Origin of the sequence: Limnohabitans sp. Rim11 (genome assembly GCF_001269365.1) — a bacterium.
Lineage (GTDB): Bacteria > Pseudomonadota > Gammaproteobacteria > Burkholderiales > Burkholderiaceae_C > Limnohabitans_A.
On the sequence record NZ_CXOM01000002.1, the window covers coordinates 374,097 to 398,716 of the forward strand.

Below are 24,620 nucleotides of genomic sequence, written 5' to 3' on the forward strand. Positions count from 1 at the left end.
AAAGGAAAAAAATCTAGTGACTTACTTTATGCCCTAAAGCGTTTGCGCGTTAAGGCCAGTGCCACCCAAAACGCCACAACCGCAACGATCAACAGCAAGCAGAGGTTGCTCACAAACTGCTGCGGCCACTGGTCTAAAAACAAAGGCCGCACCATTTCAACGGCGGCTGTTAAGGGTAAGAAAGACGTGAGCACTTGCAACCATTCAGGCAGTTGCGTTCGCGGAAAATAAATGCCCGACAAAAACATCATGGGCGTGAGAAACAAGGTGAAGTAATACGTGAAGAAGTCGTAACCTTTGGCCAAGGCATTGAAAATGAGTGCAATGCAACTGAAAGTCACGCCCACCAACCACAAGACGGGCCAGGCCAACAACAGTTTCCAACTGTGACTGATACCCAAAACCAACATGACGCCCAAAATGGCCGTCACGGTAAACAAGGCCTTGTAGGCGGCCCACAGCATTTCGGCCATCACCACATCGTCCAGGCGCACCGGCGCATTCATGATGCCGTCCCAGGTTTTTTGCATGTGCATGCGGGAGAAAGCTGAGTACAAAGCTTCAAAGGAAGCGGCATTCATGGCGCTCATGCAAATGCTGCCGCTGGCCAAGAACAAGATATACGACACTTGCTGTCCGCCCGTGTTGACTTCGCCCACCAAAGCACCCAAGCCATAGCCAAAGGCCACCAACCACATCAGGGGTTCGGCAATGTTGCCCACCAAGCTAGGAAGCGCCAACTTGCGCCACACCAACATGTTGCGCAAAAACACAGGCCACCAACGCATCGAGAGTTGCGGTGGCGCCCAAACAGAAGGGGTCACATGTAGTTGAGACATCATGCGTTCTCCCTGATTTGTCGACCTGTGAGTTTCAAAAATAAATCCTCCAAATTGGCGGGGCGGTGCAAGCTGCGAATGTGCGGCCAGGCTTGCAATGCCACCAGCAAAGGCTCTGCTTGTGAAGTGTAGAAAAATACCGTTTCGCCACTGACTTCGACACGCGCCGCGTGTTTTCTGAGTGGTGAATCTTCTGCAGCCATTGCCAAAGCACCTTGACCATAGAGCTCCACCACATCGGGCTCTAAATGCTGAGCGATCAAATCACGTGGTTTGCCTTCAGCAATTTTTTTGCCGTGGTCAATCACCAGCAATCGATCGCACAAGCGCTCGGCTTCGTCCATGAAGTGGGTGGTCAGCAAAATCGATTTGCCTTCTTGCATCAGCATCTGCAAGCGCTCCCACATCAAGTGCCGAGCTTGTGGGTCTAGGCCTGTGGTGGGTTCGTCGAGCATCAACATCTGGGGTTCGTTGATCAGTGCACGCGACAAACTCAAACGACGCTTCATGCCGCCCGACAATTCACCGGGTTTGGCTTTGGCTTTGCTGGTCAAGGCGCCAAATTCCAACAGGGGTGCAATGCGTGCCTTGATGTCACGGTCTTTCATGCCGAAATAGCGACCATAGACCAACAAGTTTTCTTCTGCCGTGAAGTCGGGGTCTAGCGTGTCCATCTGCGCCACAACACCCAAGCGTGACTTGATGGCCAACGCATCTTTCGGCATCGACAAGTTGTCAAAGTAGGTGATGCTGCCCGCATCGGGCGTGGTCAAGCCCAAGCACATGCGCAAGGTGGTGGTTTTGCCAGCGCCGTTGGGGCCAATCACGCCTAAACATTCGCCAGGGGCAATGTGAAACGACAAATCGTTCACCACAGTGTTGTCGCCAAAGCGTTTAACGAGGTTTTTAACGTTGAGTAAATCTGTCATCCCTTGATTGTGCCTCGCTCATCCTTCGGCTTGGCTACCGCGGACTGATTTTGTGTCCGCTAGGTTTCAAGGGCTTGTGAATTTGAAATCGATATGTATACTTATTAAAGACAAATTAAAAAATCGTGCCCATACCATGAACCCCACCAAGCACTCCGACGCTTTAGGCCGACTAGAAGACCTGCCTGCCGATTACATCGCTGACATGACGGCCCTGTCGATTGCGCCCCTATGGCCTCAATTGCGCGGACTACTGCCCCGAGGAAAACCATCCCGCGCGACTCAGCCCTTCGTTTGGCATTACCAAGATGTTCGTCCCCAACTGATGCGCGCTGGTGAGTTGACCCCCATCGAAAAAGCCGAGCGCCGAGTTTTGGTGCTGTGCAACCCCGGTCACGGCATTGAAAAACTGGTGGCCACGCCCACCATTTACGTGGGCATGCAACTGATTTTGCCGGGCGAAGTAGCGCCCAACCACCGTCACACCCCCAGCGCCGTGCGCTTTGTGGTGGAAGGCGAAGGCGGCTTCACCACCGTGCAAGGCGAAAAATGCCCCATGCACAAGGGTGATTTGATTCTGACCCCTGCCGGTTTGTGGCACGAGCATGGCCACGAAGGCACAGGCCCCGTTGTGTGGCTAGATGCCCTCGACTTGCCCATGGTCTACAGCATGGAAGCGTCTTATGCCATTGAAGGCCCATCACAAAACGCTGGCCCCGATTTGGACGCCTCCCAAACCAAATACCGCCGTGCAGGTTTGGTGCCCTTTGGCTCACTTAGCCAAGCAGCACGCGCGCCCTATCCGCAAATTCGCTACCCCTGGGTGGATGTGCGCGAGGCCTTGAATGCCCTCGACAAGGGCACACCCAAAGACGCAGCCGTTCAATTGGCCTATGTGAACCCCGAAACTGGCGCGCCCTGCTTGCCCACTTTGGGTTTCTCGGCACAACTGCTCAGAGATGGCTTGGACTTCAGCCCACGGCCCCGTTCGGCCAGCTCGGTCATGCATGTGATTGAAGGTTGCGGTGAATCTGACATTGACGGCCTCACTTTGAAATGGTCAGAAGGCGACACGGTGGCCATTCCCACGCATGCCCAAATTAAGCACCGCGCCAGCAACGGCAACGCCTATCTGTTCCATGTGGACGACGCCCCCACACATCGCGCCTTGGGCTTTTACCAAGAGTTCTGAGCGCCCATCGATCGCACGATCTTCCTCTCTACAATAGGTCCCCATGTGAAACGAGGGAGCCCCTGTGTCTGATCAACTGGCAGTACTGCCGCAATACCTCATGCCCAAGCAGGCCATGACCCGCCTGGCCGGCCGTTTGGCCAGCGCCGAGTGGGGCAGTTTCACCACCTGGGTGATCAAGCGCTTTGTGAAGCGCTACAACGTCAACATGGCCGAAGCCGTGCATGCCGATCCCGCACATTACAAAAGCTTCAACGAGTTTTTCACAAGACCCTTGAAAGATGGCGCACGTCCTTTGGCCTCCAGCACTTGGGTTTGCCCGGTCGATGGCGCCATTAGCCAGTGCGGCCCCATCGACAAAGACCAAATCTTTCAAGCCAAAGGCCATCAGTACAGCACCCGCGCTTTGGTGGGTGGCGATGAAAACTTGGCGGCGCAATTTCAAAATGGTCAGTTCGCCACTTTGTACTTAAGCCCGCGCGACTATCACCGCATTCACATGCCCATTGCTGGCAAGTTGCTGCGCATGATTCATGTGCCGGGCGATTTGTTTTCGGTGAACCCCACCACCGCGCGCGGCGTGCCCGGCTTGTTTGCACGCAACGAACGCGTGGTCTGCGAGTTTGAAACCGAGCAAGGCCCGATGGTGTTGGTGTTGGTGGGCGCCACCATTGTGGGCAGCATGGCCACGGTGTGGCATGGTCAAGTGAACCCACCTCGTCCCGGCATGGTGCGTGAATGGCGCTACGACACGCAAGACGTACAGCTTCAAAAAGGTGAAGAGATGGGCCGCTTCTTGTTGGGCTCAACCGTGGTGATGCTGTTTCCACAAAACAGCATTCAGTTTCCCACTGATTGGCTCAGCACCCGCCCACTGAACATGGGCGAGGCGATGAGCACGGTTTAACGGTCCGTTAAATTTCGATCTTAGAACCCAACTCCACCACAGAGTTGTTGGGCAACTTCAAGAACTCGGCCGCCGCGCTGGCGTTCAAGTGCATTTGGGCAAACAGCTTTTCACGCCAAGTGGCCATGCCGCCGCCAATGGTGGGAATGACAATGTCGCGCGACAAGAAGTAGCTGGTGGTCATGGGGTCGAGTTCGGCACCATGGCCTTTGAGACTTTCTAAAGCCTTGGGCAAATCGGGATCATTTTTGAAACCGTAATTGACAATCACTTGCCAGCAATCGTGGCCCAGCGGTTCAATTTCCAAGCGCTTGTTCATGCCAATCCAAGGCACTTCTTGGCTGCGCACGGTCACAAACAAGTTTTGACGGTGCAACACCTTGTTGTGCTTTAAGTTGTGCAATAACGCATTGGGCACGTTGCCAGGTTCAGCGGTTAAAAAGACCGCAGTACCTTCAACACGCACCGGTGGCGCCACAAATATAGCTTCCAAGAAATCGACCAAACTGAACGAGTCCGCTTTCATAGAGTTGTTCAGTAAGCGCCTTCCATCACTCCAAGTGACCATGAGCAAGAAAATACCACCGCCAATGACCAAGGGGAACCAACCGCCCTCAAACAACTTGAGCAAGTTGGAGGCCCAGAATGCAAAGTCAACGACAAAGAAGAATCCAGTCGCGCCAATACAAAGTGACAGCGGCAAATTCCAGTTGTAACGAATCACAAAGAAGGTCAGCACCGTGGTAATGAGCATGTCGGTGCACACCGCAATGCCGTAGGCTGCCGCCAAATTGCTGGACGATTTGAACAAGGCCACCGCCAACACGATCAAAACAAACAAGCCCCAGTTCACAAACGGGATGTAAATTTGGCCCATCTCTTTGACGCTGGTATGCAAAACCTGCAAGCGGGGCAAGTAGCCCAACTGAATCACCTGCTTGGTCACACTGAACGCCCCTGTGATCAAAGCTTGTGACGCAATCACGGTAGCCATGGTGGCCAAGCCGACCAAGGGGACGAGCGCCCAATCAGGCGCCATCATGTAGAAAGGGTTTTTAACGGCAGCGGGGTTGGTCAAGAGCAGCGCACCTTGGCCAAAATAATTCAAGGTCAACGCAGGCATCACCACAGTGAACCAAGCCATGCGAATAGGCTTTTTGCCAAAGTGGCCCATGTCGGCATACAGTGCTTCACCGCCCGTGACGCACAAGACCACCGCACCCAAAATGATGAAGGTGGTGCCGGGGTTCTCCCACATGAACATCACGGCATAGTGAGGACTGACGGCCCACAAGATTTCAGGCTGGGTAGCAATGTGGTACACGCCTAAAACAGCAATGGCTACAAACCAGACCAGCGTGATGGGGCCAAAAAATTTGCCAATGCCCGCCGTGCCTCTTTTTTGCACCGCAAACAAACAAAACAAAATGATCAGGGTCAGCGGAATCACAGCCTTCTTGAAGGCCGGTGAAATGACCTCCAAACCTTCCACCGCAGACAGCACAGAGATGGCCGGCGTAATGACGCCGTCGCCATAAAACAAACACGTGCCAAAGATACCCACCATTAAAAGCACTTTGCGCAATCTAGGTTTGTCTTTGACAGACTGAGAAGCCAGTGCCAGCATCGCAACCAAGCCTCCCTCGCCGTGGTTGTCTGCCTTCAGAACCAAGCTCACATATTTGATCGAAACAATGGTTGTCAGCGTCCAGAAGAAGATCGAGAGGATGCCGTAAACATTTTCAGGTGTGAAATCCACATGCCCAGATCCGAAGACCTCTTTCATGGCATACAACACACTGGTACCGATGTCGCCGTAGACCACACCGATGGCGCCCAGGGTCAGAGCGGCGATAGAAGATTTGCTAGAAGACACAAAAAATCAGCCCAGCAGCAAGTCTGGGCTTTTGTTCAGAATGACCGCGATTCTGCGCTTGTTTTCAAAAGATTGCCATGGAGGCCAAGCTCTAAAAGACAGCGCTGTCTGGGAATGTTGCACCGCAGCAACTTGACAGCCATTCAGAATACTTTAGTCGTAAACTTCAGCCTCTGGATCGGTGGCTTCCATCTCATAGCTGGCAGCCAACATGGCCAAGCGACCAATCACGCCGTACATGTAGAAGCGGTTGGGCACACTGGCACCGGGTTTCATGCCAGGTTGGGGCAAGTGAGGCGTGTCAGCAAAGGCCAAGGGCACAAAGCTGGCGCCTGGGGCATTGAGGTTTTCGTCCACACCACGCTCGGCATGCACGCGGTAGAAACCGCCCACCACGTAGCGGTCCATCATGTACACCACAGGCTCTGCCACCGCATCGTTCATGCGCTCGTTGGTTAGAACGCCCTCTTGAATGATGACATCGCTGACCACTTGGCCATCTTTGATGACGCTCATTTTGTTGCGCGTCTTGCGATTCAAAACATCGAGGTCGGCCACATCGCGCACGGTCATGATGCCCATGCCGTAGGTGCCGTTGTCGGCTTTGACCACCACAAAGGGCTTCTCGTTGATGCCGTACTCTTTGTACTTGCGTTTGATTTTGGTCAGCAAAGCATCGACGTTGCTGCGCAAGGCCTCAATGCCAATGCCTTCTGCAAAATTGACATCGCCGCATTGGCTGAACATGGGGTTGATGAGCCATGGGTCGATGCCCAACAATTTGCCAAAGCGTTTGGCCACCTCTTCGTAGCTTTGGAAGTGCAATGTTTTGCGTCGCACGCTCCAGCCCGCATGCAAAGGCGGCAGCAGGTGCTGCTCGTGCAACTCTTCCAAAATGCCAGGGGCGCCTGCCGACAAATCGTTGTTCAGCAAAATGGTGCAGGGGTCAAAGTCTTTCAGGCCCACGCGGTGCTTGGTGCGAAGCACTGGCTCTAAGGTCACTTGCTCGCCACCTGGTAGGTCAATGGTGGTGACTTCTTTGATCTCAGGATTGATGGAGCCAATGCGCACATTCAAGCCAGCCATGTGGAAGATGCGCTGCAGCTGCACCACATTGCTCAAATAGAACGTATTGCGCGTGTGGTTCTCGGGAATGATCAAAAGGTTCTTGGCTTCGGGGCAAATTTTTTCAATGGCCGCTTGGGCTGCTTGCACCGCCAGAGGCAACATTTCGGGCGACAAATTGTTCCAGCCACCTGGAAACAAATTGGTGTCCACAGGCGCCAACTTAAAGCCGGCATTGCGAATGTCCACCGAGGTGTAAATGGGGGGCGTGTGCTCCATCCATTCAAGGCGAAACCAGCGCTCAATGGCAGGCATGGAGTCGAGCACGCGTTGCTCGAGTTCGTTGATGGGGCCATTCAAGGCCGTGACTAAGTGCGGAACCATAAGCGCCTTGTAATTAATTAGTTGCGAACTTCACCCTCGCCCAGTACAACGTACTTAAGCGAAGTGAGTCCTTCTATACCAACCGGTCCACGGGCGTGAAACTTGTCGGTGGAGATGCCAATTTCGGCACCCAAGCCAAACTCAAAGCCATCGGCAAACCGGGTGCTGGTGTTGACCATGACGCTGGCTGAATCGACCTCGCGCAAGAAGCGCTGCGCATGCATGTGATGGCGCGTGAGGATGGCATCGGTGTGATGGCTTGAATAGTGATTGATGTGCGCAATGGCTTGATCGAGGCCTTCCACCACTTTGATGCTGATGATGGGCGCCAAATATTCTTCGAACCAATCTTGCTCGGTGGCATCGACCAATTGAGCGCCAGCGACTTGCGACAAGATGGCCTTTGACTTGGGGCAGCAACGCATTTCTACGCCTTTGTCGGCGTAAATTTTGCCAATCAGCGGCAGAAATTCAGCTGCCACACCCTGGGCCACCAACAAACCTTCGCTGGCATTGCAGGGGCTGTACTTGTGGGTCTTGGCGTTGTCGGCCACTTTGACGGCCATGGCCACATCGCAAGGGTCGTCCACATAGGTGTGGCAGTTGCCATCGAGGTGCTTGATGACGGGTACTTTGGCGTCGCGGCTGATGCGCTCAATCAGGCCTTTGCCACCACGAGGAATGATGACATCGACATACGCGGGCATGGCAATCAAATGACCCACAGCCTCTCGGTCGGTGGTTTGAACCAACTGAACCGCATCGGCAGGCAAGCCAGACTCTTGCAAGGCTTGCTGCACCAACAAAGCCAAGGCTTTGTTGGACTCAATGGCTTCAGAGCCGCCACGTAAAATGCATGCGTTGCCGCTTTTGATCGACAAACTGGCCGCCTCAATGGTGACGTTGGGGCGACTCTCAAAAATCATACCGAACACACCGATGGGCACCCGCATTTGACCGACCCGAATGCCACTAGGCTGTTGCTTCATGCCAATGATTTCACCAATCACATCGGGCATGGCGGCCAATTGCTCGCAGCCTTCTGCACAGGTGGCCAGCACCTTGGGTGTTAAACGCAATCGGTCCACCATGGGTGCCGCCAAGCCTGCAGCTTCGGCGCGAGCCAAATCTTTGGCATTGTCAGACTGCAAGGCTTGGGTGTTGTCGCACAGCAATGCGGCCAAGCGTTTGAGTGCTAGATTTTTTGACGCAGTGGAGGCGCGTGCCATGGCAGCCGAAGCTGTTTTGGCGCGTTGACCCAGCGCTGTCATTTGGTCTTGCACCGATCCATGCAAAACATCGGCAGTTTGGGGGGTGGCAGTTAAAGGCGCGTTCATGCCGACATTTTCGCACTCTTGCGGGCAGATGTGGGAAATGGCCTTCAGACTTTGAGTGAAGTCTTTGATGGGGGTCTAGGTTTAAGTTTAAGTCTAGGTTTAGACCTTGGCTGTGCAGGCACTGGCCACTCTCAAAGCCAGTCTTTGCAAGGCTTGCCATGGATCGGCGGGCCAATCGGCTACTTTCAGACCCTTCACAATGCCATCGACCTGATGGGCGTTTTGCAGCAATTGGGCCAATCTTGAGCCCGACAGCCTGGGCAAAACACGCTCGAACAGCTTTTCACGAACACCCCAAATGCGCTGCTCTCGCAAAGCCATGGGCATCGGTTTGCCTTCTGCAATGGCATCTTTGACGCGTTTTAAAGCCCGGATGTCTTCGGCCAAGGTGTAGTGCACCAGCACGGCGGCCTCGCCTTCGGCTTGAAGCCCATCCAACATGCGTTGGACCCGGGCCACTTGGCCAGACAGAACGGCTTCTGACAATTTGAAAACGTCATAGCGCGCCACATTCAAGACGGCGCTTTCGACTTGTTCGAGGCTTAACTCCCCTTCGGGATACAGCAAGCCCAATTTCTGAATTTCTTGATGAGCGGCCAGCAAATTGCCTTCCACCCGATCGGCAAAAAACTGCAAACAAGCTTGGCCTTCTTGGCCTGCCGCCACACTTTGATTTTGCATTTTCAAGCGTTGGGCAATCCACTGTGGCAAGTGCGCTCGCTCTACAGATTCAACTTGCAAGGTGACACCAAACTGGTCCAAGGCGCCAAACCAGGCGCCTTTCTTGGTGGCATTGTCCAGTTTTGGCAAGATGAACAGGGTCAAGGTGCTGTCATTGCCCTCTGCACTTTGCGCCAACTGCTGAATCATGGGGCTGCCCTCTTTGCCAGGCTTGCCCGTTGGAATGCGAACTTCCAACATCTGTCGATCGGCAAACAAACTCAAAGAGCCACCTGCCGCCAAAACCTCGCTCCAATCGAAGTGAGCACCCGAGACCACATGCACACTGCGCTCGGTGTAGCCCTGTGCACGCGCTGTGGCGCGAATGGCATCGGCAGCCTCTTGCACAAGCAAGGCTTCATCCCCGTGCAGGGTGTACAAACTGCGCAAGCCTTTTTGCAAATGCGCTTGAAGTTGAGGCAAAGCCAATTGCATAAATTAAAGCCGCTTCAAATCAACATGAGTCACGCGTGCTTGCATGCCATCAAAGCGTTTTGACGGCTGCCAAGCGGCGCATCATTTGCTGCACGATGTCGATTTGCATGTCGCGGTACATCATGTTTTCTTCAATTTCTTTGGCCAAGGCGGCGGTTTCCAAAAAGCTCAAATCGCGTTGCTGCTGCAATTCAACTTCTGGAATCAGGTCCTTGCCTTGTGGCGTGCGCAGTCGAAATTTCACTTTCAAGCGCAGTTGCAATTCACGCACTTGGCCTGATGCGTTCAAGCCCACCACCACACGTTCGCGCTGCTCCGAAATCACATCCAAAACCACCTCGGCCGACGCCATGTCATTGGCTTCTGTTAAGACTTTGAGTTCTGAATTGGCCGTGAAGGCTCTGCGCAAATCAGCCTGCAAAGCGGATTGACGCGGTGTGATCAAGAACACCGTTTTGAAAGGCAGGCTGGCCGCTTGTCGCAACTGAAACCCACAACCCGAAAGCGCCAACACCGAAGTGCCCAAGGCTCCCATCAAAGTTTGCAACGCAAAGCGGCGCTTCACACCTTGCGATGTGTTTTGATTGGCCTTGTGTTGAACGGTCATCAGTCGATTCGCAAGTGAACTTAAAGAACCACGTTGACCAAACGCCCAGGCACCACAATGATTTTCTTGGGTACAGCGCCAGCACCTTGTTTGGTCACTTGCTCATGCGAAGCAGCCGCTTGTTCAATGGCAGCTTTGTCTGCATTGGCAGGTACCGTGAGCGAGCCACGCAACTTGCCATTGATTTGCAACATGAGTTCAATCTCGTCGCGCTGCAATGCAGTTTCGTCTACGCCGGGCCAAGCCGTATCTAGCAAATCGCCTTGACTTGCGCCATAGCCCAACTCGTTCCACAACTGGAAAGCCAGGTGTGGGCAGGCGGGGTACATCACGCGCAGCAAGATGGAATAGCACTCGGCCAGGGCCGCGTTGTCATTCACATCGCTTGAATTAGACAGCGGAGAATCTTCCAGCGTGTTGAGCATCTTCATGAGCGCCGACACCACGGTGTTGTATTGCATGCGCTCGTAATCGTAATTGGCTTGGCGCAGCACCGAGTGAATTTCGAGACGCAACTTCTTGGCCTCGGCACTGAAGGTGATGGGCTGCGAGCGGTCAACGCCCAAGCCCACTTTCAATGCGCCTTCCACTTTGACCGCGTAGTTCCAAACACGGCGCACAAAACGGTAGCTGCCTTCCACGGCTGCATCGTTCCACTCCAACGTGGCTTCGGGGGGCGCAGTAAACATGGTGTACAAACGCGCCGTATCTGCACCGTATTTTTCAATCAGGTCTTGCGGATCGACGCCATTATTTTTCGACTTGGACATGGTGCCCACGCCTTCGTAATCGATGGCGGTGCCCACAGGCAATTCGCCCACAGCGTTTTTCAAACGCGCGCCAATCACTTTGCCGTCGTCGGCCAACACGTGCTCCACATCGTGGGGCCAGAAATAATCCTTGCCACCTTTGTCGGTGCGACGCGAGTAAATGTGGTTCAGCACCATGCCTTGCGTGAGCAACTTGGTGAAAGGCTCGTCCACTTTGACCAAGCCCAAATCGCGCATGACTTTGGTCCAGAAGCGCGCATAGAGCAAGTGCAAAATAGCGTGCTCAATGCCACCAATGTACTGGTCCATCGGCATCCAGTAGTCGGCACCCTCGGCCACCATTTGCTCGGTGTTCTTGGGGTCGCAATAGCGCATAAAGTACCAAGACGAATCGACAAAGGTGTCCATGGTGTCGGTTTCGCGGCGCGCGGGTTTGCCGCAGACAGGACACACTACACCAGCGTGGAAGCCATCGTGTTTGTTGAGCGGATTGCCTGAGCCATCGGGAATGCAATCTTGCGGAAGCACCACGGGCAAATCTTTTTCGGGCACGGGCACAGCGCCGTGTTCATCGCAATGGATGATTGGAATCGGTGTGCCCCAATAGCGCTGACGGCTAATGCCCCAGTCGCGCAGACGCCAAGTGGTTTTCTTCTCGCCTAAACCTTTGGCAGCCAAGTCGGCAGCCACCGTTTCTAAAGCGTCTTTGAAATTCAGGCCGTCGTATTGGCCAGAGTTGACCAACACGCCGTTGACTTTGTCGCCAAAGCCATCGTGCCATTCGGTGTGGCTGAAGGTCACGCCTTTGGAGGCCACCACTTGCTGAATGGGCAATTGGTATTTGAGGGCAAACGCAAAATCGCGCTCGTCGTGCGCTGGCACGCCCATCACGGCGCCATCACCGTAACTCATGAGCACATAGTTGCCCACCCACACTTCGACAGGCTTGCCTGTAAGCGGGTGCGTAACGGACAAGCCCGTGCGCATGCCTTCTTTTTCTTTGACAGCCAACTCGGCTTCGGTGGTGCCGCCCTTTTGGCAGGTTTCAATGAAAGTGGCCAAGGCGGGTTGCGTGAGCGCTGCATGCGCTGCCAAAGGATGCTCAGGTGCCACCGCGCAAAACGTCACGCCCATGATGGTGTCGGGACGTGTGGTGAACACATACATCTTGCCGTCTTGAATGAGCTGACCGTCGGCACCGCGAATGTCGTGCGGGAACGCAAAGCGCACACCGGTGGATTTGCCAATCCAGTTTTCTTGCATGAGCTTCACGCGCTCGGGCCAGCCGGGCAACTTGTCGCCGGTGACAAAGTCGAGCAACTCTTCGGCGTAGTCTGTGATCTTTAAGTAATAGCCAGGAATTTCGCGCTTCTCAACCACCGCACCAGTGCGCCAGCCTTTGCCGTCGATCACTTGTTCGTTGGCCAACACGGTTTGGTCAATCGGGTCCCAATTGACGACTTGTGTTTTGCGATAGGCCACGCCCTTCTCTAACATCTTCAAGAACAACCACTGGTTCCACTTGTAGTAGCTGGCATCACACGTGGCCACCTCGCGGCTCCAGTCGATGGCCAAGCCCATGGCCTGCATCTGCTTCTTCATGTAAGCGATGTTTTCGTAGGTCCACTTGGCGGGCGGTACGCCGTTCTTCAAAGCGGCATTTTCGGCGGGCAAACCAAACGCATCCCAGCCCATGGGCATGAGCACGTTGTAGCCGTTCATGCGCAAATAGCGCGTGAGCATGTCGTTGATGGTGTAGTTGCGCACGTGGCCCATGTGCAGCTTGCCGCTGGGGTAGGGCAGCATGGAGCAGGCGTAAAACTTCTTTTTGCTGGCGTCTTCGGTAACGCGGTAAGCATCGCGAGCGTTCCACTGGCTTTGCGCCGCGGGCTCAACTTCGAGGTGGTTGTACTTGTCTTGCATGATGGTGCAAATTGTAGGGGTTTGCAGAGGGCTCATGCCTCTGACAGTGTGCAAATGACTGGATCTGACTGAATCCGTCAGAAACTAAGTGGCTCAGGGGCTTTGAGATGCACCTTGGGGGGCACCTGGCGCCGTCACAAAACCAATGCGCCACAGGCCAGCTTGTTGCGCCAAACCCATCAAATTCAAGACTTGGCCATAAGGCACCGCTTGATCAGCCCTGAGCTGAACTTCGACCTGGGGTTTTTGAATGGCCACGCGGTTCAAGGCGTTGGGCAAATCTTCTAGGGTGATAGGCTTGTCGTTGAGAAAGATCTCGCCAGCCGAACTGAGGCTGAGATTGATGGACTCTGGCGCCTCACCAGCTTGGGCCGCCTGCGACTGAGGCAAGTCGAGGCGGATGGCGCTGGTAAGCAATGGGGCCGTCAGGATAAAAATGACCAACAAGACCAACATGACATCGACCAGGGGCGTGACGTTGATGTCGCTAAAGGGCTTGGCCTGAGGCGTTCTGGGAAAGCGACCAAATGCCATGGCGATGCTTAACTTTGGCGACCTGTGAGCAGGTTCAAAAGATCTTGGGCAAAGCCTTCCAGCACCACCTCAATTTGGGACACAGTGCGGCCAAACACGTTGTAAGCCAACACGGCGGGAATGGCCACAGCCAGTCCTGCTGCAGTCATGACCAAAGCCTCGCCCACGGGCCCCGCCACGCGGTCTAAAGTAATTTGACCAACTTCGGCCATGCCACTCAAAGCGTTGAAGATGCCCCAAACTGTGCCAAGCAAACCGATGAATGGCGAAATTGCACCCGTGGTGGCCAACAACAATTGGCCCCATTGCAGGCGGTTGAGGGTGTTTTGCAGGCTGTCACGAAGCACGCGGGTCAGCTGGTGTTGGCGTTCGCCAGATGCCGCCAAGGTGCCCCCCAAAGGCAACAAGGTGGCCTCCAACATGGGCAAAACAGAGCGGTCGCGATCGAACTGGGTCACACGCGAATGCGCATCTTCAAACTGAGCAGCCTGCCAAAAAGCCGCAGTCGATTGGAGCACATCGGCCTTGACGCGCCGAAGCAAACTGAACTTCCAGAGGATGACCACCCAAGTGCCGACCGACATGGCCAACAAAGCAATGGCCACAAAGCGAGTGACAAAGTCACCTTGCAGCCAAAAAGTCAGCAGGCTCATGCGTCGGGTCCGGTTACTTCAAAGACAGGACATCGAACATGTCGAAAAGGCCGTTTTGTTGGCTTGCCAAGAAGCGAACTGCACGCAAACTGCCTTGGGCGTAGGTAGCACGGCTTGAAGACTTGTGAGTCACCTCGATGCGCTCGCCCGTACCGGCAAACAAGACTGTGTGGTCGCCCACAATGTCGCCGCCCCGAATGGTGGCAAAGCCGATGCTGGAGGGATCGCGCTCACCTGTGACGCCTTCGCGGGCATACACGGCGCAATCTTTAAGGTCGCGGCCCAGAGCGTCGGCAATGACCTCACCCATCTTGAGCGCGGTACCGGAAGGGGCATCCACTTTGTGACGGTGATGCGCTTCAATGATCTCGATGTCGTAGCCCGTCGCCAAAGCTTTGGCGGCCATTTCGAGCAATTTGAGTGTGACGTTGACGCCCACGCTCATATTGGGGGCCATGACAATGGCGATGTCTTTGGAGATGGCTTTGATTTCGGCTTTTTCGGCTTCGGAAAAACCGGTGGTACCAATGACCGCTTTGACGCCCAAAGCTTGGCAGACCTTGAGGTGCGCCAGCGTGCCTTCAGGTCGGGTGAAATCAATCAGGTACTGAGAGTTTTGCAAGCCGCGCTTTAAGTCGCCTGTAACTAAGATGCCACTTGGCTTGCCCATTGAGGCGCCAGCATCGGCGCCAACGGATGGGCTGGTGGCCAAATCCAAAGCGCCAGACAAACGGCAGTCGTCAGACTGACTGATGGCCTCGATCAACATTTGACCCATGCGGCCAGAGGCGCCAGCGACCGCAATGGCGTGCGAAGCGGTGCCTTTGGAAAGTGAGGAAAGGGATGTCATGGGCGTGCTTAGCGTGCGGCTGGTTCAAGCGGGGGGTACGAACTGGGCAAAGGAAGCGCAGGGTTTGAAGTTGGCTCGGCTTTGCGCACGGGGGGAGGGTATTTGCGAAGGTCTTCTTCTTTGGCCTGAAGTTCAGGCACTTTGGGGGCTTCTTTTTTGGCCACCAACTGGGTTACAAATTCGGTTTCGCTGGGCAATTCATCGCCTGTCATGCGGTCCAGTACATCGCCTTTGAACCACACATTCAAGCTGAAGCTTTGGGGTGGCACACCCTGGCGACGAATGGTAAAGACATAGTCCCAGCGCTGCTCATGGAAGATGCTCGAGACCAGTGGCGTACCCAAAACCTCTTTGACCTGCTGACGCGACATCCCTGGCTTGAGGAATTCTTTTTGTTCGCGGGAAACAAAGTTGCCCTGAACCACCTCGGGGATGTACAAGATAGAGCTTGCAGCCGATGGAAGGTTGAAGCGCGGCAAACTGCATGCACTGAGCAAGCAAGTGAGGCCAAGCACACACAGCATGCGCAGGCCAAGGCCTGAATGGGGCAGAGCGCTGAATTGACCTTCAAGAAGGCTGTGTAATGACTGGGAAATTTGAGTTTGTTTGTTCATGGATGCTCAGCAGGCCATATGATGAAGTCATTGTAGCGGTAGCATTTGGCTCTGTTGCGTCAAAATCACCAAAGCCCCTCTCTTTCATTTGCAAGCCAATTTTCATGGACGAACTTAAAAGCACTGGACTCAAAGCCACTGTTCCTCGACAAAAGATTCTGGAGATCTTTCAAAAGGGCTTGCAAAGGCACATGACGGCGGAGGATGTTTTCAAGCACCTTCTCAAGGACAACGCCGACATAGGCTTGGCCACGGTCTACCGGGTGCTAACCCAGTTTGAACAGGCCGGGCTGCTAAGCCGCAACCATTTTGAAAGTGGCAAAGCGGTTTATGAGTTGAACGAGGGGCAGCACCACGACCACATGGTCTGCCTAGATTGCGGCAAAGTGGAAGAGTTCTACGACGCAGAAATTGAAAAGCGCCAGCACGATGTGGCGCTGGCCAAGGGCTTTGTCATTGCCGACCATGCCCTCAGTTTGTACGCCCATTGCACACGCAAACCTTGCCCACACAGAAACTCTGCCTAAACGGCACCTAAGTAACGGCACCTGAGTAACGCGGCACTTTGTTGGGCTCAGTTGCCCATGGCCAAACGCTGGCGTTGCATGAAGTCTTGGTAAGTGTCAATGCCGCGCATTTGCAAAATGGTGTTGCGAACCGCAGCCTCTACCAACACAGCAATGTTGCGGCCAGCCACCACCTGAATGACCACCTTGAGTACGGGAATGCCCAGCACATCCTGCATCAGGGGCTCACTCGGAATTCGCTCGTAATCGCGCTCAAAGTTTTCGCGTCTGACCAAATGCACAATGAGTTTCAGGCGCATTTTGCGGCGTACCGCGGTTTCTCCAAAAATGGCCCGAATGTCCAACAAGCCAATGCCGCGCACCTCCAGCAAGTTTTGTAAGAGCTCGGGGCAGCGCGCCTCAATGGTGGTTTGGTTGATGCGGAATAAATCGACGGCATCGTCTGCCACCAAGCCGTTGCCCCGCGAAATCAATTCGAGGCCCAACTCGCTTTTTCCCAGGCCAGATTCACCCGTGATCAAGACGCCCAAGCCCAAAATGTCCATGAACACACCGTGCATGGTGGTGCGGTCGGCAAAGTGTTTTGACAGATAGGCACGCAACACATCGATCACGAAAGCCGAAGACTCAGGTGTCGCAAACATGGGGATCTGGGCACGTTCACAAACCCTCAACAATGCCTCAGGCGCGGTTTGTCCGTCGGCCAAGACCAAGACTGGCGGCTCCAAAGTCACGATCCGTGAGACCCGGCGCACGCAGTCTTCTTCGTTGCCGCGAACCAAATAGGCCACTTCGCGTTCGCCCAAAATTTGAACGCGGTAAGGGTGGATGTAATTCAAATAGCCCACCAAATCGGCGCCAGACCTAGCGGCGCGAACGGCGACTTCGTCAAACCGGCGCTCTGAGGCGCCAAGGCCCGCGATCCACTGCCACTTGAGTTTGCCTCGGTGGTCTTCAAACAGTGCGTCGGCACTGACGGCGGTAGGCTTCATCGCAACCTCAACTTGTTGATAGGCTAATGCGGGGGGTCAGTTTGCAGGGGCCCAGTGGGCAATGAGCGCATGCAGGCTTTGGGCCGTGGGGCTCACCAGCATGCCATCGCGCACGGAAGCATTGCTGAGCAGCTCGGCAATTTCAGACAGAATTTCTAAGTGTTTTTGGGTGGCCGCCTCGGGCACCAACAAAAAGATCAAAATTTTGACGGGCTGCTCGTCGGGCGCATCAAAGCCAATGCTTTGCGCCAGCTGAAAAACAGCGGCCATGGGCGACTTGAGGCCCTTGATGCGGCCATGGGGAATGGCCACGCCGTGGCCCAAACCGGTCGAGCCCAAACGCTCTCGCGCAAACAAGCTGTCTGTGACCAGCGCCCTAGAAAGACCGTGCAAATTCTCAAACAACAAGCCCGCCTCTTCAAAAGCGCGCTTCTTGCTGGTGGCGTCAACGCCCACCAGAACTTGTTCAACGGGAAGGATGTTTGCAAGTCTGTTCATATCGAGGGCGGATTATGCACCCATGTTAGGGGCAACCCCAATAAAAAAACCGCACCCTAGGGTGCGGCTGTCTTCTTTGTTACAAAAAGGAATGCTTTACTTCACATCATGCGCTTGGGCGCGATGTGGTGATGGTCAGTGATGCGGTTTTTGTGCTTCACCACTTGGCGGTCCAATTTGTCGACCAGATCGTCCACGGCGGCATACAAATCTTCGTGGGCACTTTCCGCAAACAGGTCGTTTCCTTTGACATGGATATTGCACTCTGCGCGTTGGCGCTTTTCTTTCTCTTTTTGCTTTTCAACCGTGAGCAAAACTTTCACATCCACCACCTGATCAAAATGTCGAGTGATTCGGTCTAACTTGCCTGTGACGTAGCTTCTGAGGGCTGGCGTGACTTCGAGGTGGTGACCACTGATTGTCAAATTCATAAAAAGCCTCCTGATGTACTCTCGGTTAAACAACCACCCCTTTTGGGGGATGGGTTGAATCCACTATGCGCCTGGCCTCGCGTAAAAGCAAGCCAAGCTGCATAAACCCTCTGAAATCATCAAGTAGTCCGCTTTTTTAAGAGAAAAGCTGATAAATTCCCATCCTGAAGCACTTCAAGAAGCTGGGTTAGCCCCATGAAGTCTGAGTTTGGAAGCCATGACAAAGCTCAACAAACTGGCACTGCCGCCGATGAGCGCAGCCGCCCAGTAATAGGTCAGGTTACCCGCGCCATCTCTGCCCAATATTTGTCCCCCCACCATCGCCGCCAAACCCATCGACAAGGATTGAACCGCTGAATTCAGGGTCATGAAGCTGCCACGTCGGCGTGGATCGGCAGAGGCGCCAATGAGCGCCATGCCAGGAATCATGCGCCCACTCATGACCACGAACAACACCGATGAAATGACCAGGACGGCCCATTGAGGCAAGCCCGCAGACAAGGTCATGGCCAGCAGGGGCAGCGGCATCAGCAGCGCCAAACGGCGAAAGGCATGGGCCTTTCCTGCACGGTCTGACCAAAGGCCAATCAAGCGCGCAGAAATGAGGGTGGCGACACCACCAAACAAATACACATAGGGAATGTCTTCGGTTTTAAAGCCCGCATTGTCTTGCAAATAAATCGTGATGTAAGGCACCACCACAAAGCCAGCAAAAACCATGCTGACCGACATGGCAAATGCTCTGAGGTGGTTGGGATCGACCAGCACCGAGCGCAAATTGGCGAACAAACCCACCGCCGCATCTCCTGCCGCCTGGACTTGCAAATGGCCCTTGAGGCTGGGCAAGGTATTGAAGGCAACGACCACCAAGAAGGCGACCATGCCAGCGATGGCCAAAAACGGCGCATGCCAATTGAAATGCGAGACCAGGAAAAGCGCCAAGGGCACACCCGCCACCGTGGCAACAGAGAAAGAGGTCATGACCACACTCATGGCCCGGCCACGTCTGTCAAATGGAATGACTTCGGCCACGATGGTCTGGGAGATGGCCATCAAAACGCCGCCAAAAAAACCGGAGGCGATGCGGGCCACGATCAGCCAAGCATAGGAAGGCGCCAAGCTACAGGCCAAGGCCGCTGCACCAAACAAGGGGTACAAAGTCAGCATCATGCGCTTGCGGCCAAAGCGGTCGATGTAAGTGGCGGCCAGCAAGCCAGAAAGGCCGGCCGAGAAGGTATAGGCCGACACCAAAAATCCAAACTCCCCTGCAGAAATACTGAAGAGTTGGGTGAGTTGTGGGCCCAGCGGCATCATGATCATGAAATCAAGCACACTGGTAAATTGGATGCCGGCCAAAGTGAACAGCAGCCAGCGTTCGCGCTTGGGCGACAAATGAGTGGTCATAAATGGTTTTCCTGAACCACTGACTCTATCATTCGCGCCATCACCTTGATGACTTCATGCAAGAAGTCCCTCTAGACGGTAGATACCGCACAGCGCCGATTCGGTGCCATAATCCGACCCATCATTATTTTGGAGTTTGCTCCGTGGAAAGCCACCCTAGTTGGTAGCTTTCGAATGAGATGGTCTCTTTGCTACACACCCTGCTGTAGCCATGCCAGTCGTTCGAAAGCTGCTTGCCCCCATTGCCGCCTTATCGAACACTTGGCCCCCCGAATTATTTGGGGCTGAAGGAGATCTGCCATGCTCAACATCTTTACATTGGCCAACGGCCGACTCGTCCAGGAAGAGATTGAATCTCTGGAAGAGCTGTCTAAGTTCCAGCCTATTTGGGTGGACCTTGAATCGCCCACCTTGGACGAAAAACGCTGGATCAAACAATACTACGGCCTGTCCATTCCAGAAGATGCGATGGACGAGGACATCGAGGAATCTGCGCGCTTTTACGAAGAAGACAATGGCGAGTTGCACATTCGCTCAGACTTCTTGATTGCCGACGAAGACGAGCCGCGGACGGTTCGCTGTGCTTTCATCTTGAACCAACACAATGCCGACTTACGCAGCCGCGGTGTGTTGTTCTCCATTCACGACGAAGACGTGCCCGTGTTTCGTTTGCTGCGCTTGCGCGCACGCCGTGCCCCCGGCCTTCTGGAAGACGCCAAAGAAGTTTTGTTGAAGTTGTTTGATGCCGACGCCGAGTACTCTGCCGACACCTTGGAAAACATTTACGACAAGTTAGAAACGGCTGGCAAGCTGGTGCTGTCAGGCGACGTGACCGACGCCATGGCCGGTGAAGTGCTTGGCGCCATTGCGCGCCAAGAAGACTTGAACGGCCGCATTCGCCGCAACGTGATGGACACCCGCCGCGCGGTGAGCTTCATGATGCGCAGCAAGATGCTGAATGCCGAGCAGTTTGAGGAAGCGCGACAAATTTTGCGCGACATTGACTCGCTCGACTCACACACCGAGTTCTTGTTTGAAAAGATCAACTTCTTGATGGACGCCACCGTCGGTTTCATCAACATCAACCAGAACAAGATCATCAAGATCTTCTCGGTGGCCAGTGTGGCATTGTTGCCGCCCACGCTCATTGCCAGCTTGTACGGCATGAACTTTCAGTACATGCCCGAGTTGTCGCAAACTTGGGGCTATCCGTATGCACTGTGCCTGATGGTGGCAAGTGCAGTGGTGCCGATGTGGTATTTCCGCAGGCGCGGTTGGTTGAAGTAAAAGCTTTGAAGCGCTTCAACCAGAGGCGCTTCAAGCTTTGGGCAGGCGCCTCAAAAACTCAGACACAATCGCCGCGCTATAAGGACTGGCCACGTCTTTCACAAACTGCGTGAAGTCGGTGTGCGCATCGTCGTCAGCACGGTCGGACAAGGTTCGCACCACCGCCAAAGGCATGCCATACGCATGGCACACCTGCGCCAGCGCGGCACCTTCCATCTCAACGGCCAAAGCATCTGAAATGTCTTTTTGCAAGCGCTGGCTTTCAGATGCGCTGGACACAAATTGATCGCCGCTGATGATGAGGCCGGAATGCACTTGGACTTGAGGCAAGGCTTGTTGGGCACTTTCAATCAAACACTGCGTCATGTCCTTATCGGCTTCAAAACGTGCACGGCCCAGCAAGGGCACTTCGTACTGAGGGAACAAAGGCGAAGCGTCCATGTCGTGCTGCAGCAGCGCTGCACCGACCACCACATCACCAATCTTGACGTGGCGCGCTAAGCCGCCTGCTACACCCGTGAACAAGATTTTTTGGACTTGATACTTTTCAATGAGGACCGTGGCTGTGATAGCGGCGGCCACTTTGCCAATGCCAGACAACACCGCCACCACTGAATGGCCATGGAGATGGCCGTGCCAAAAATGGCGGCCTGCCACTGTTTCGCAATTGGCATCTTGCATGAGTGCCAGAACAGCGGACAACTCTTCTTGCATTGCCCCCATCAGGGCAATGCTTGGCGCGCGATCACTTAGGTGCATCACGCAATTCGCGGCGCAAGATTTTGCCTACCGCAGTTTTCGGGAGTTCTGTTTTGAACTCAATGAGCTTGGGTTGTTTGTAGCCTGTCATGTTGGCGCGGCAATACTCTCGCACTGCGCTCTCTGTCAGTGAAGGGTCTTTTTTGACAATGACCAACTTGACAGCTTCGCCTGTTTTTTCGTCAGGCACACCCACCGCTGCGCACTCTAAAACGCCTGGGCACAAGGAAACTGTTTCTTCGACATCGTTGGGGTAGACGTTGAAGCCACTGACTAGGATCATGTCTTTCTTGCGATCGACAATTTTGAAAAAACCTCTCGCATCGCGAATGCCAATGTCACCTGATTTGAAATACCCATCGGGTGTCATGCAACGAGCCGTTTCATCAGGGCGCTGCCAATAGCCCGCCATGACTTGTGGTCCCTTGATGGCAATTTCGCCAGGCTGACCCAACTCGGTCACTTCATTGCCCTCATCGTCTAGTAACTTCATGGAAGTACTGGGCAAAGGAACACCAATGGTGCCTGTAAATTGCGTACTGGTGGTGGGGTTGCAACTGGCCGACGGACTGGTCTCGGACAATCCATAACCTTCGCAAATAGGACAGCCGGTTTTTTGCAACCACAAGGCGGCCACTGCGCTGGTCACCGCCATGCCGCCACCCACCGACACCTTGAGGTTTTTCCAATTGACTTTGTCAAAGTCAGGGTGATTGGCCAAACCGTTGAACAAGGTATTGACTGCAGGAAAACTGTGAAAGGTTTGTTTGGATAACTCTTTCAACACCGCTGGCAAATCGCGTGGGTTGGGAATCAAAATGTTTTTGCCGCCTGTGCGCAGGCCCAACATCATGTTCACAGTAAATGCAAAGATGTGATACAGCGGCAAAGCGCACACCGACGTGGGTTGCTCGTTGGCTGGCACCCGTTTCATGACGGGATCGTTCCAAGCTTCTGATTGCAACAAATTGGCGATCACATTGCGATGCAAAAGCACGGCACCCTTGGACACACCTGTGGTGCCACCTGTGTATTGCAAGACAGCAATGTCGTCGCTGTTCACAACGGGTTTGACAAACTTGACGCGTTGGCCGCGACGGAGGGCTTGATTGAACTTCACAGCGCCAGGCAAGAAAAATTCGGGCACCAAATTCTTGAAATTGCGAACCACGAAGTTGACCACAGCGCCCTTGGGCATGCTGAGCATGTCACCCATGGCGCACAGCACCACGTGCTTCACTTGGGTTTGTGCCATGCACTTTTGCAGTGTGATGGCAAAGTTTTCAATGATGACAATGGCTTTGGCACCAGAGTCTTTGAGTTGGTGTTCAAGTTCGCGCGGTGTGTAAAGCGGATTGACATTGACGACGACCAAACCGGCACGCAAGATAGCAGCCACAGCAACCGGGTACTGCGGCACGTTGGGCATCATGATGGCAACGCGGTCGCCCTTCTCTAAGCCCAGTGATTGGAGGTACGCAGCAAAGGCTTGGCTTTTGGCATCGGTTTCTTGGTAACCGATGTTTTGGCCCATGAAACTGTAAGCTGTTCGGTCAGCGTATTTGGAGAAACTTTCCTCCATCAAACTGACCAAAGAGTCGTACTGTGATGAATCTATTTCAGCAGGCACACCCTCCGGGTAGCTGCTTAGCCAAATGCGCGTTTCGGTCATTCTTCACTGCCCCCTGTGCTTGAAAACTTACAATCCTTACAATGTTTGCTATTGTGCTGTATAAACCTTTAGTTCTGTATGGCTTGCTAGATTTATCAAAGTCGATGAAACCTATTTTTGTATTCTGAAATATGAGTGATCGTTGGAGTCCCAGTGTCACGGTAGCCGCCATTGTCGAAAAAGACGGCCGCTACCTGCTGATTGAAGAACATACCCAAGAAGGCCTGCGCCTTAACAACCCTGCTGGCCACCTCGACCCGGGAGAGTCACTCATTGAAGCTTGCGCGCGTGAATGCCTAGAAGAAACGGCACACCCGTTTCAGCCCCAACATTTGGTCGGCGTTTACCAATCCAGATTTCACCGGGAAGCCAAAAATGGCCTTGCCGCAGAAGAAATCACGTATCTCCGTTTTGCCTTTTCGGGGCCCGTTTCAAATCAGATTGAAGATCAAGCCCTAGACCAAGGCATCGTGCGCGTTTTGTGGCTCAGCTTAGAAGAAGTGCGGGCCTGCGCTGAAAGGCACCGCAGCCCCCTGGTTTTGCAATGCATTGAAGACCACGCCAAAGGCCAGCGCTTTCCAATGGACCTCATTCACACCGATTTGTCTGTTTGGAAGATTTAAGCTTGGCCAGTCGGGTTTGACTCAAGGCTGGGTACTGACCTTTTCGCCTGCAGCCACTTGGTCTAACTTGGCCTGTTCGGCCAATACTTTGGCCACATAGCCTGTGTCGCTTTGCAGGGCATCACCGCCCAAATAAAAGAGCAAGCCTTCTTCAATGCCACCCTTGAGCTTGATGTACTCGTGCAGCACTTTGGTGCCGACGCGTAAATTGGTCAATGGGTCAAAGGCCGCCAACCTGCCACCGTACTTTTCATATTTTTGAATGTGAATGTCGGTCATCACTTGCATCAAGCCTTGCGCGCCTGCTGGGCTTTGGACGTAGGGATGAAAACTCGATTCGATGGCCAAGACGGCCAAAATCAAATGCGGCTTGATTTTGGTCGACTCTGACAAGACATAGGCCTCAGACACCAAAGCGGCAATGGGCTCCGGCGCTACCCTGTATTTGGTCGCCAGCCATGCGGCCACAGCGGCTTGTTTGCGCGGAATGTCTTTGAGGTCGGTGGCGGTGGCCCGGTCGGCGGTATTTTGGGGCTCCCACCACAAGCTGAACTGGCGACTGCGCAGCCACTCATAGACCGTCGATTCGGTTTGTGCCAATACATCGGGGCGGAGCACCGCAAGGCCCAAGGACAGCACCACGACCAAGCCCAACATGGCCAAACCACTGTGGGTCAAGGTGAACACGCCCCTGCCGACATCCCGCAAAAAATTGAGGATGGCGGCTTGAACTTTGGCCAAGGCGGACGAGTTTGAATCGGGCAACATGATGCTTGCAAGTATAGATATTTA

The 24,620-nt window shown here is 54.2% G+C and carries 24 protein-coding genes; 5 read left to right on the top strand and 19 right to left on the bottom strand.

What is annotated here, in order from left to right; all coding sequences use genetic code 11:
• Nucleotides 1–26 precede the first annotated feature (26 nt).
• Entirely contained in the window at nt 27–839 is an 813-nt protein-coding gene (locus tag AMM03_RS06490; RefSeq protein WP_090130687.1) for an ABC transporter permease, read from the bottom strand.
• The gene (locus AMM03_RS06495) at nt 839–1,768 is read right to left on the bottom strand and encodes an ATP-binding cassette domain-containing protein (protein WP_090129712.1); all 930 of its coding nucleotides are present in this window, start codon (nt 1,766–1,768) and stop codon (nt 839–841) included. The genes AMM03_RS06490 and AMM03_RS06495 overlap by 1 nt, the downstream gene beginning before the upstream one ends.
• A gap of 136 nt (nt 1,769–1,904) precedes the next feature.
• Between AMM03_RS06495 and AMM03_RS06500 the strand changes: the two genes are divergently transcribed.
• Together AMM03_RS06500 and asd are read left to right on the top strand one after the other, a co-directional pair.
• Nucleotides 1,905–2,960 carry a cupin domain-containing protein gene (locus tag AMM03_RS06500; RefSeq protein WP_090129714.1) on the top strand — a complete coding sequence of 352 codons (1,056 nt, stop codon included), beginning with the start codon at nt 1,905–1,907 and terminating at the stop codon, nt 2,958–2,960.
• Nucleotides 2,961–3,024: 64 nt separating this feature from the next.
• On the top strand, nt 3,025–3,867 hold the full coding sequence (gene asd, locus AMM03_RS06505; RefSeq protein WP_090129716.1) for an archaetidylserine decarboxylase: 843 nt from the start codon (nt 3,025–3,027) through the stop codon (nt 3,865–3,867).
• Between the two features lie 7 nt (nt 3,868–3,874).
• Here the strand turns inward: asd and AMM03_RS06510 are convergent, their stop codons facing one another.
• From AMM03_RS06510 to AMM03_RS06555, 10 genes are all read right to left on the bottom strand, one after another.
• Entirely contained in the window at nt 3,875–5,743 is a 1,869-nt protein-coding gene (locus AMM03_RS06510) for a potassium transporter Kup (RefSeq protein WP_090129718.1), read from the bottom strand.
• A 153-nt stretch (nt 5,744–5,896) separates the two neighbouring features.
• Entirely contained in the window at nt 5,897–7,192 is a 1,296-nt protein-coding gene (gene gshA, locus AMM03_RS06515) for a glutamate--cysteine ligase (protein ID WP_090129720.1), read from the bottom strand.
• A gap of 17 nt (nt 7,193–7,209) precedes the next feature.
• Complete coding sequence (locus tag AMM03_RS06520) at nt 7,210–8,463, bottom strand: glutamate-5-semialdehyde dehydrogenase (RefSeq protein ID WP_228764629.1); 1,254 nt, start codon at nt 8,461–8,463, stop codon at nt 7,210–7,212.
• Nucleotides 8,464–8,628: 165 nt separating this feature from the next.
• Nucleotides 8,629–9,684 (bottom strand): DNA polymerase III subunit delta, encoded by a 1,056-nt coding sequence (gene holA, locus AMM03_RS06525; protein ID WP_090129725.1) that lies wholly within the window; start codon nt 9,682–9,684, stop codon nt 8,629–8,631.
• A 49-nt stretch (nt 9,685–9,733) separates the two neighbouring features.
• The gene (gene lptE / locus AMM03_RS06530; protein WP_369793670.1) at nt 9,734–10,291 is read right to left on the bottom strand and encodes an LPS-assembly lipoprotein LptE; all 558 of its coding nucleotides are present in this window, start codon (nt 10,289–10,291) and stop codon (nt 9,734–9,736) included.
• Between the two features lie 20 nt (nt 10,292–10,311).
• Nucleotides 10,312–12,984: a leucine--tRNA ligase gene (leuS, locus tag AMM03_RS06535; RefSeq protein ID WP_090130692.1), complete on the bottom strand. Its 2,673-nt coding sequence runs from the start codon at nt 12,982–12,984 to the stop codon at nt 10,312–10,314.
• 93 nt (nt 12,985–13,077) lie between these two features.
• On the bottom strand, nt 13,078–13,518 hold the full coding sequence (locus tag AMM03_RS06540; protein WP_090129727.1) for an ExbD/TolR family protein: 441 nt from the start codon (nt 13,516–13,518) through the stop codon (nt 13,078–13,080).
• 8 nt (nt 13,519–13,526) lie between these two features.
• On the bottom strand, nt 13,527–14,171 hold the full coding sequence (locus AMM03_RS06545; protein WP_090129729.1) for a MotA/TolQ/ExbB proton channel family protein: 645 nt from the start codon (nt 14,169–14,171) through the stop codon (nt 13,527–13,529).
• 13 nt (nt 14,172–14,184) lie between these two features.
• Entirely contained in the window at nt 14,185–15,021 is an 837-nt protein-coding gene (gene dapB, locus AMM03_RS06550; RefSeq protein ID WP_090129731.1) for a 4-hydroxy-tetrahydrodipicolinate reductase, read from the bottom strand.
• A gap of 8 nt (nt 15,022–15,029) precedes the next feature.
• Nucleotides 15,030–15,635 (bottom strand): outer membrane protein assembly factor BamE, encoded by a 606-nt coding sequence (locus AMM03_RS06555; protein ID WP_228764594.1) that lies wholly within the window; start codon nt 15,633–15,635, stop codon nt 15,030–15,032.
• A gap of 104 nt (nt 15,636–15,739) precedes the next feature.
• Here AMM03_RS06555 and fur point away from each other — a divergent pair, with 104 nt between their 5' ends.
• On the top strand, nt 15,740–16,162 hold the full coding sequence (fur, locus tag AMM03_RS06560; protein WP_090130697.1) for a ferric iron uptake transcriptional regulator: 423 nt from the start codon (nt 15,740–15,742) through the stop codon (nt 16,160–16,162).
• A gap of 47 nt (nt 16,163–16,209) precedes the next feature.
• Here the strand turns inward: fur and hprK are convergent, their stop codons facing one another.
• From hprK to AMM03_RS06580, 4 genes are all read right to left on the bottom strand, one after another.
• Nucleotides 16,210–17,154 (bottom strand): HPr(Ser) kinase/phosphatase, encoded by a 945-nt coding sequence (hprK, locus tag AMM03_RS06565; RefSeq protein WP_090129733.1) that lies wholly within the window; start codon nt 17,152–17,154, stop codon nt 16,210–16,212.
• Nucleotides 17,155–17,190: 36 nt separating this feature from the next.
• Nucleotides 17,191–17,652 (bottom strand): PTS sugar transporter subunit IIA, encoded by a 462-nt coding sequence (locus tag AMM03_RS06570; protein ID WP_090129735.1) that lies wholly within the window; start codon nt 17,650–17,652, stop codon nt 17,191–17,193.
• A gap of 101 nt (nt 17,653–17,753) precedes the next feature.
• Nucleotides 17,754–18,083 carry a ribosome hibernation-promoting factor, HPF/YfiA family gene (gene hpf, locus AMM03_RS06575; RefSeq protein ID WP_090129736.1) on the bottom strand — a complete coding sequence of 110 codons (330 nt, stop codon included), beginning with the start codon at nt 18,081–18,083 and terminating at the stop codon, nt 17,754–17,756.
• Nucleotides 18,084–18,257: 174 nt separating this feature from the next.
• Nucleotides 18,258–19,487, bottom strand: coding sequence for an MFS transporter (locus AMM03_RS06580; protein WP_090129738.1), 1,230 nt, complete (start codon nt 19,485–19,487; stop codon nt 18,258–18,260).
• Nucleotides 19,488–19,787: 300 nt separating this feature from the next.
• Between AMM03_RS06580 and corA the strand changes: the two genes are divergently transcribed.
• Complete coding sequence (corA, locus tag AMM03_RS06585) at nt 19,788–20,774, top strand: magnesium/cobalt transporter CorA (protein ID WP_090129740.1); 987 nt, start codon at nt 19,788–19,790, stop codon at nt 20,772–20,774.
• A gap of 30 nt (nt 20,775–20,804) precedes the next feature.
• On the opposite strand, the gene AMM03_RS06590 is transcribed toward corA, so the two are convergent.
• Both AMM03_RS06590 and AMM03_RS06595 read right to left on the bottom strand, forming a co-directional pair.
• On the bottom strand, nt 20,805–21,533 hold the full coding sequence (locus AMM03_RS06590; RefSeq protein ID WP_090129741.1) for a 5'-methylthioadenosine/adenosylhomocysteine nucleosidase: 729 nt from the start codon (nt 21,531–21,533) through the stop codon (nt 20,805–20,807).
• The gene (locus tag AMM03_RS06595) at nt 21,520–23,205 is read right to left on the bottom strand and encodes a long-chain-fatty-acid--CoA ligase (RefSeq protein ID WP_090129743.1); all 1,686 of its coding nucleotides are present in this window, start codon (nt 23,203–23,205) and stop codon (nt 21,520–21,522) included. Before AMM03_RS06595 ends, AMM03_RS06590 begins: the two co-directional genes overlap by 14 nt.
• Nucleotides 23,206–23,336: 131 nt before the next feature.
• Between AMM03_RS06595 and AMM03_RS06600 the strand changes: the two genes are divergently transcribed.
• Nucleotides 23,337–23,828, top strand: coding sequence for an NUDIX hydrolase (locus tag AMM03_RS06600; RefSeq protein WP_090129745.1), 492 nt, complete (start codon nt 23,337–23,339; stop codon nt 23,826–23,828).
• 21 nt (nt 23,829–23,849) lie between these two features.
• Here AMM03_RS06600 and AMM03_RS06605 read toward each other — a convergent pair whose 3' ends face one another.
• On the bottom strand, nt 23,850–24,596 hold the full coding sequence (locus AMM03_RS06605) for a lytic transglycosylase domain-containing protein (RefSeq protein ID WP_228764595.1): 747 nt from the start codon (nt 24,594–24,596) through the stop codon (nt 23,850–23,852).
• Between the last annotated feature and the right edge of the window lie 24 nt (nt 24,597–24,620).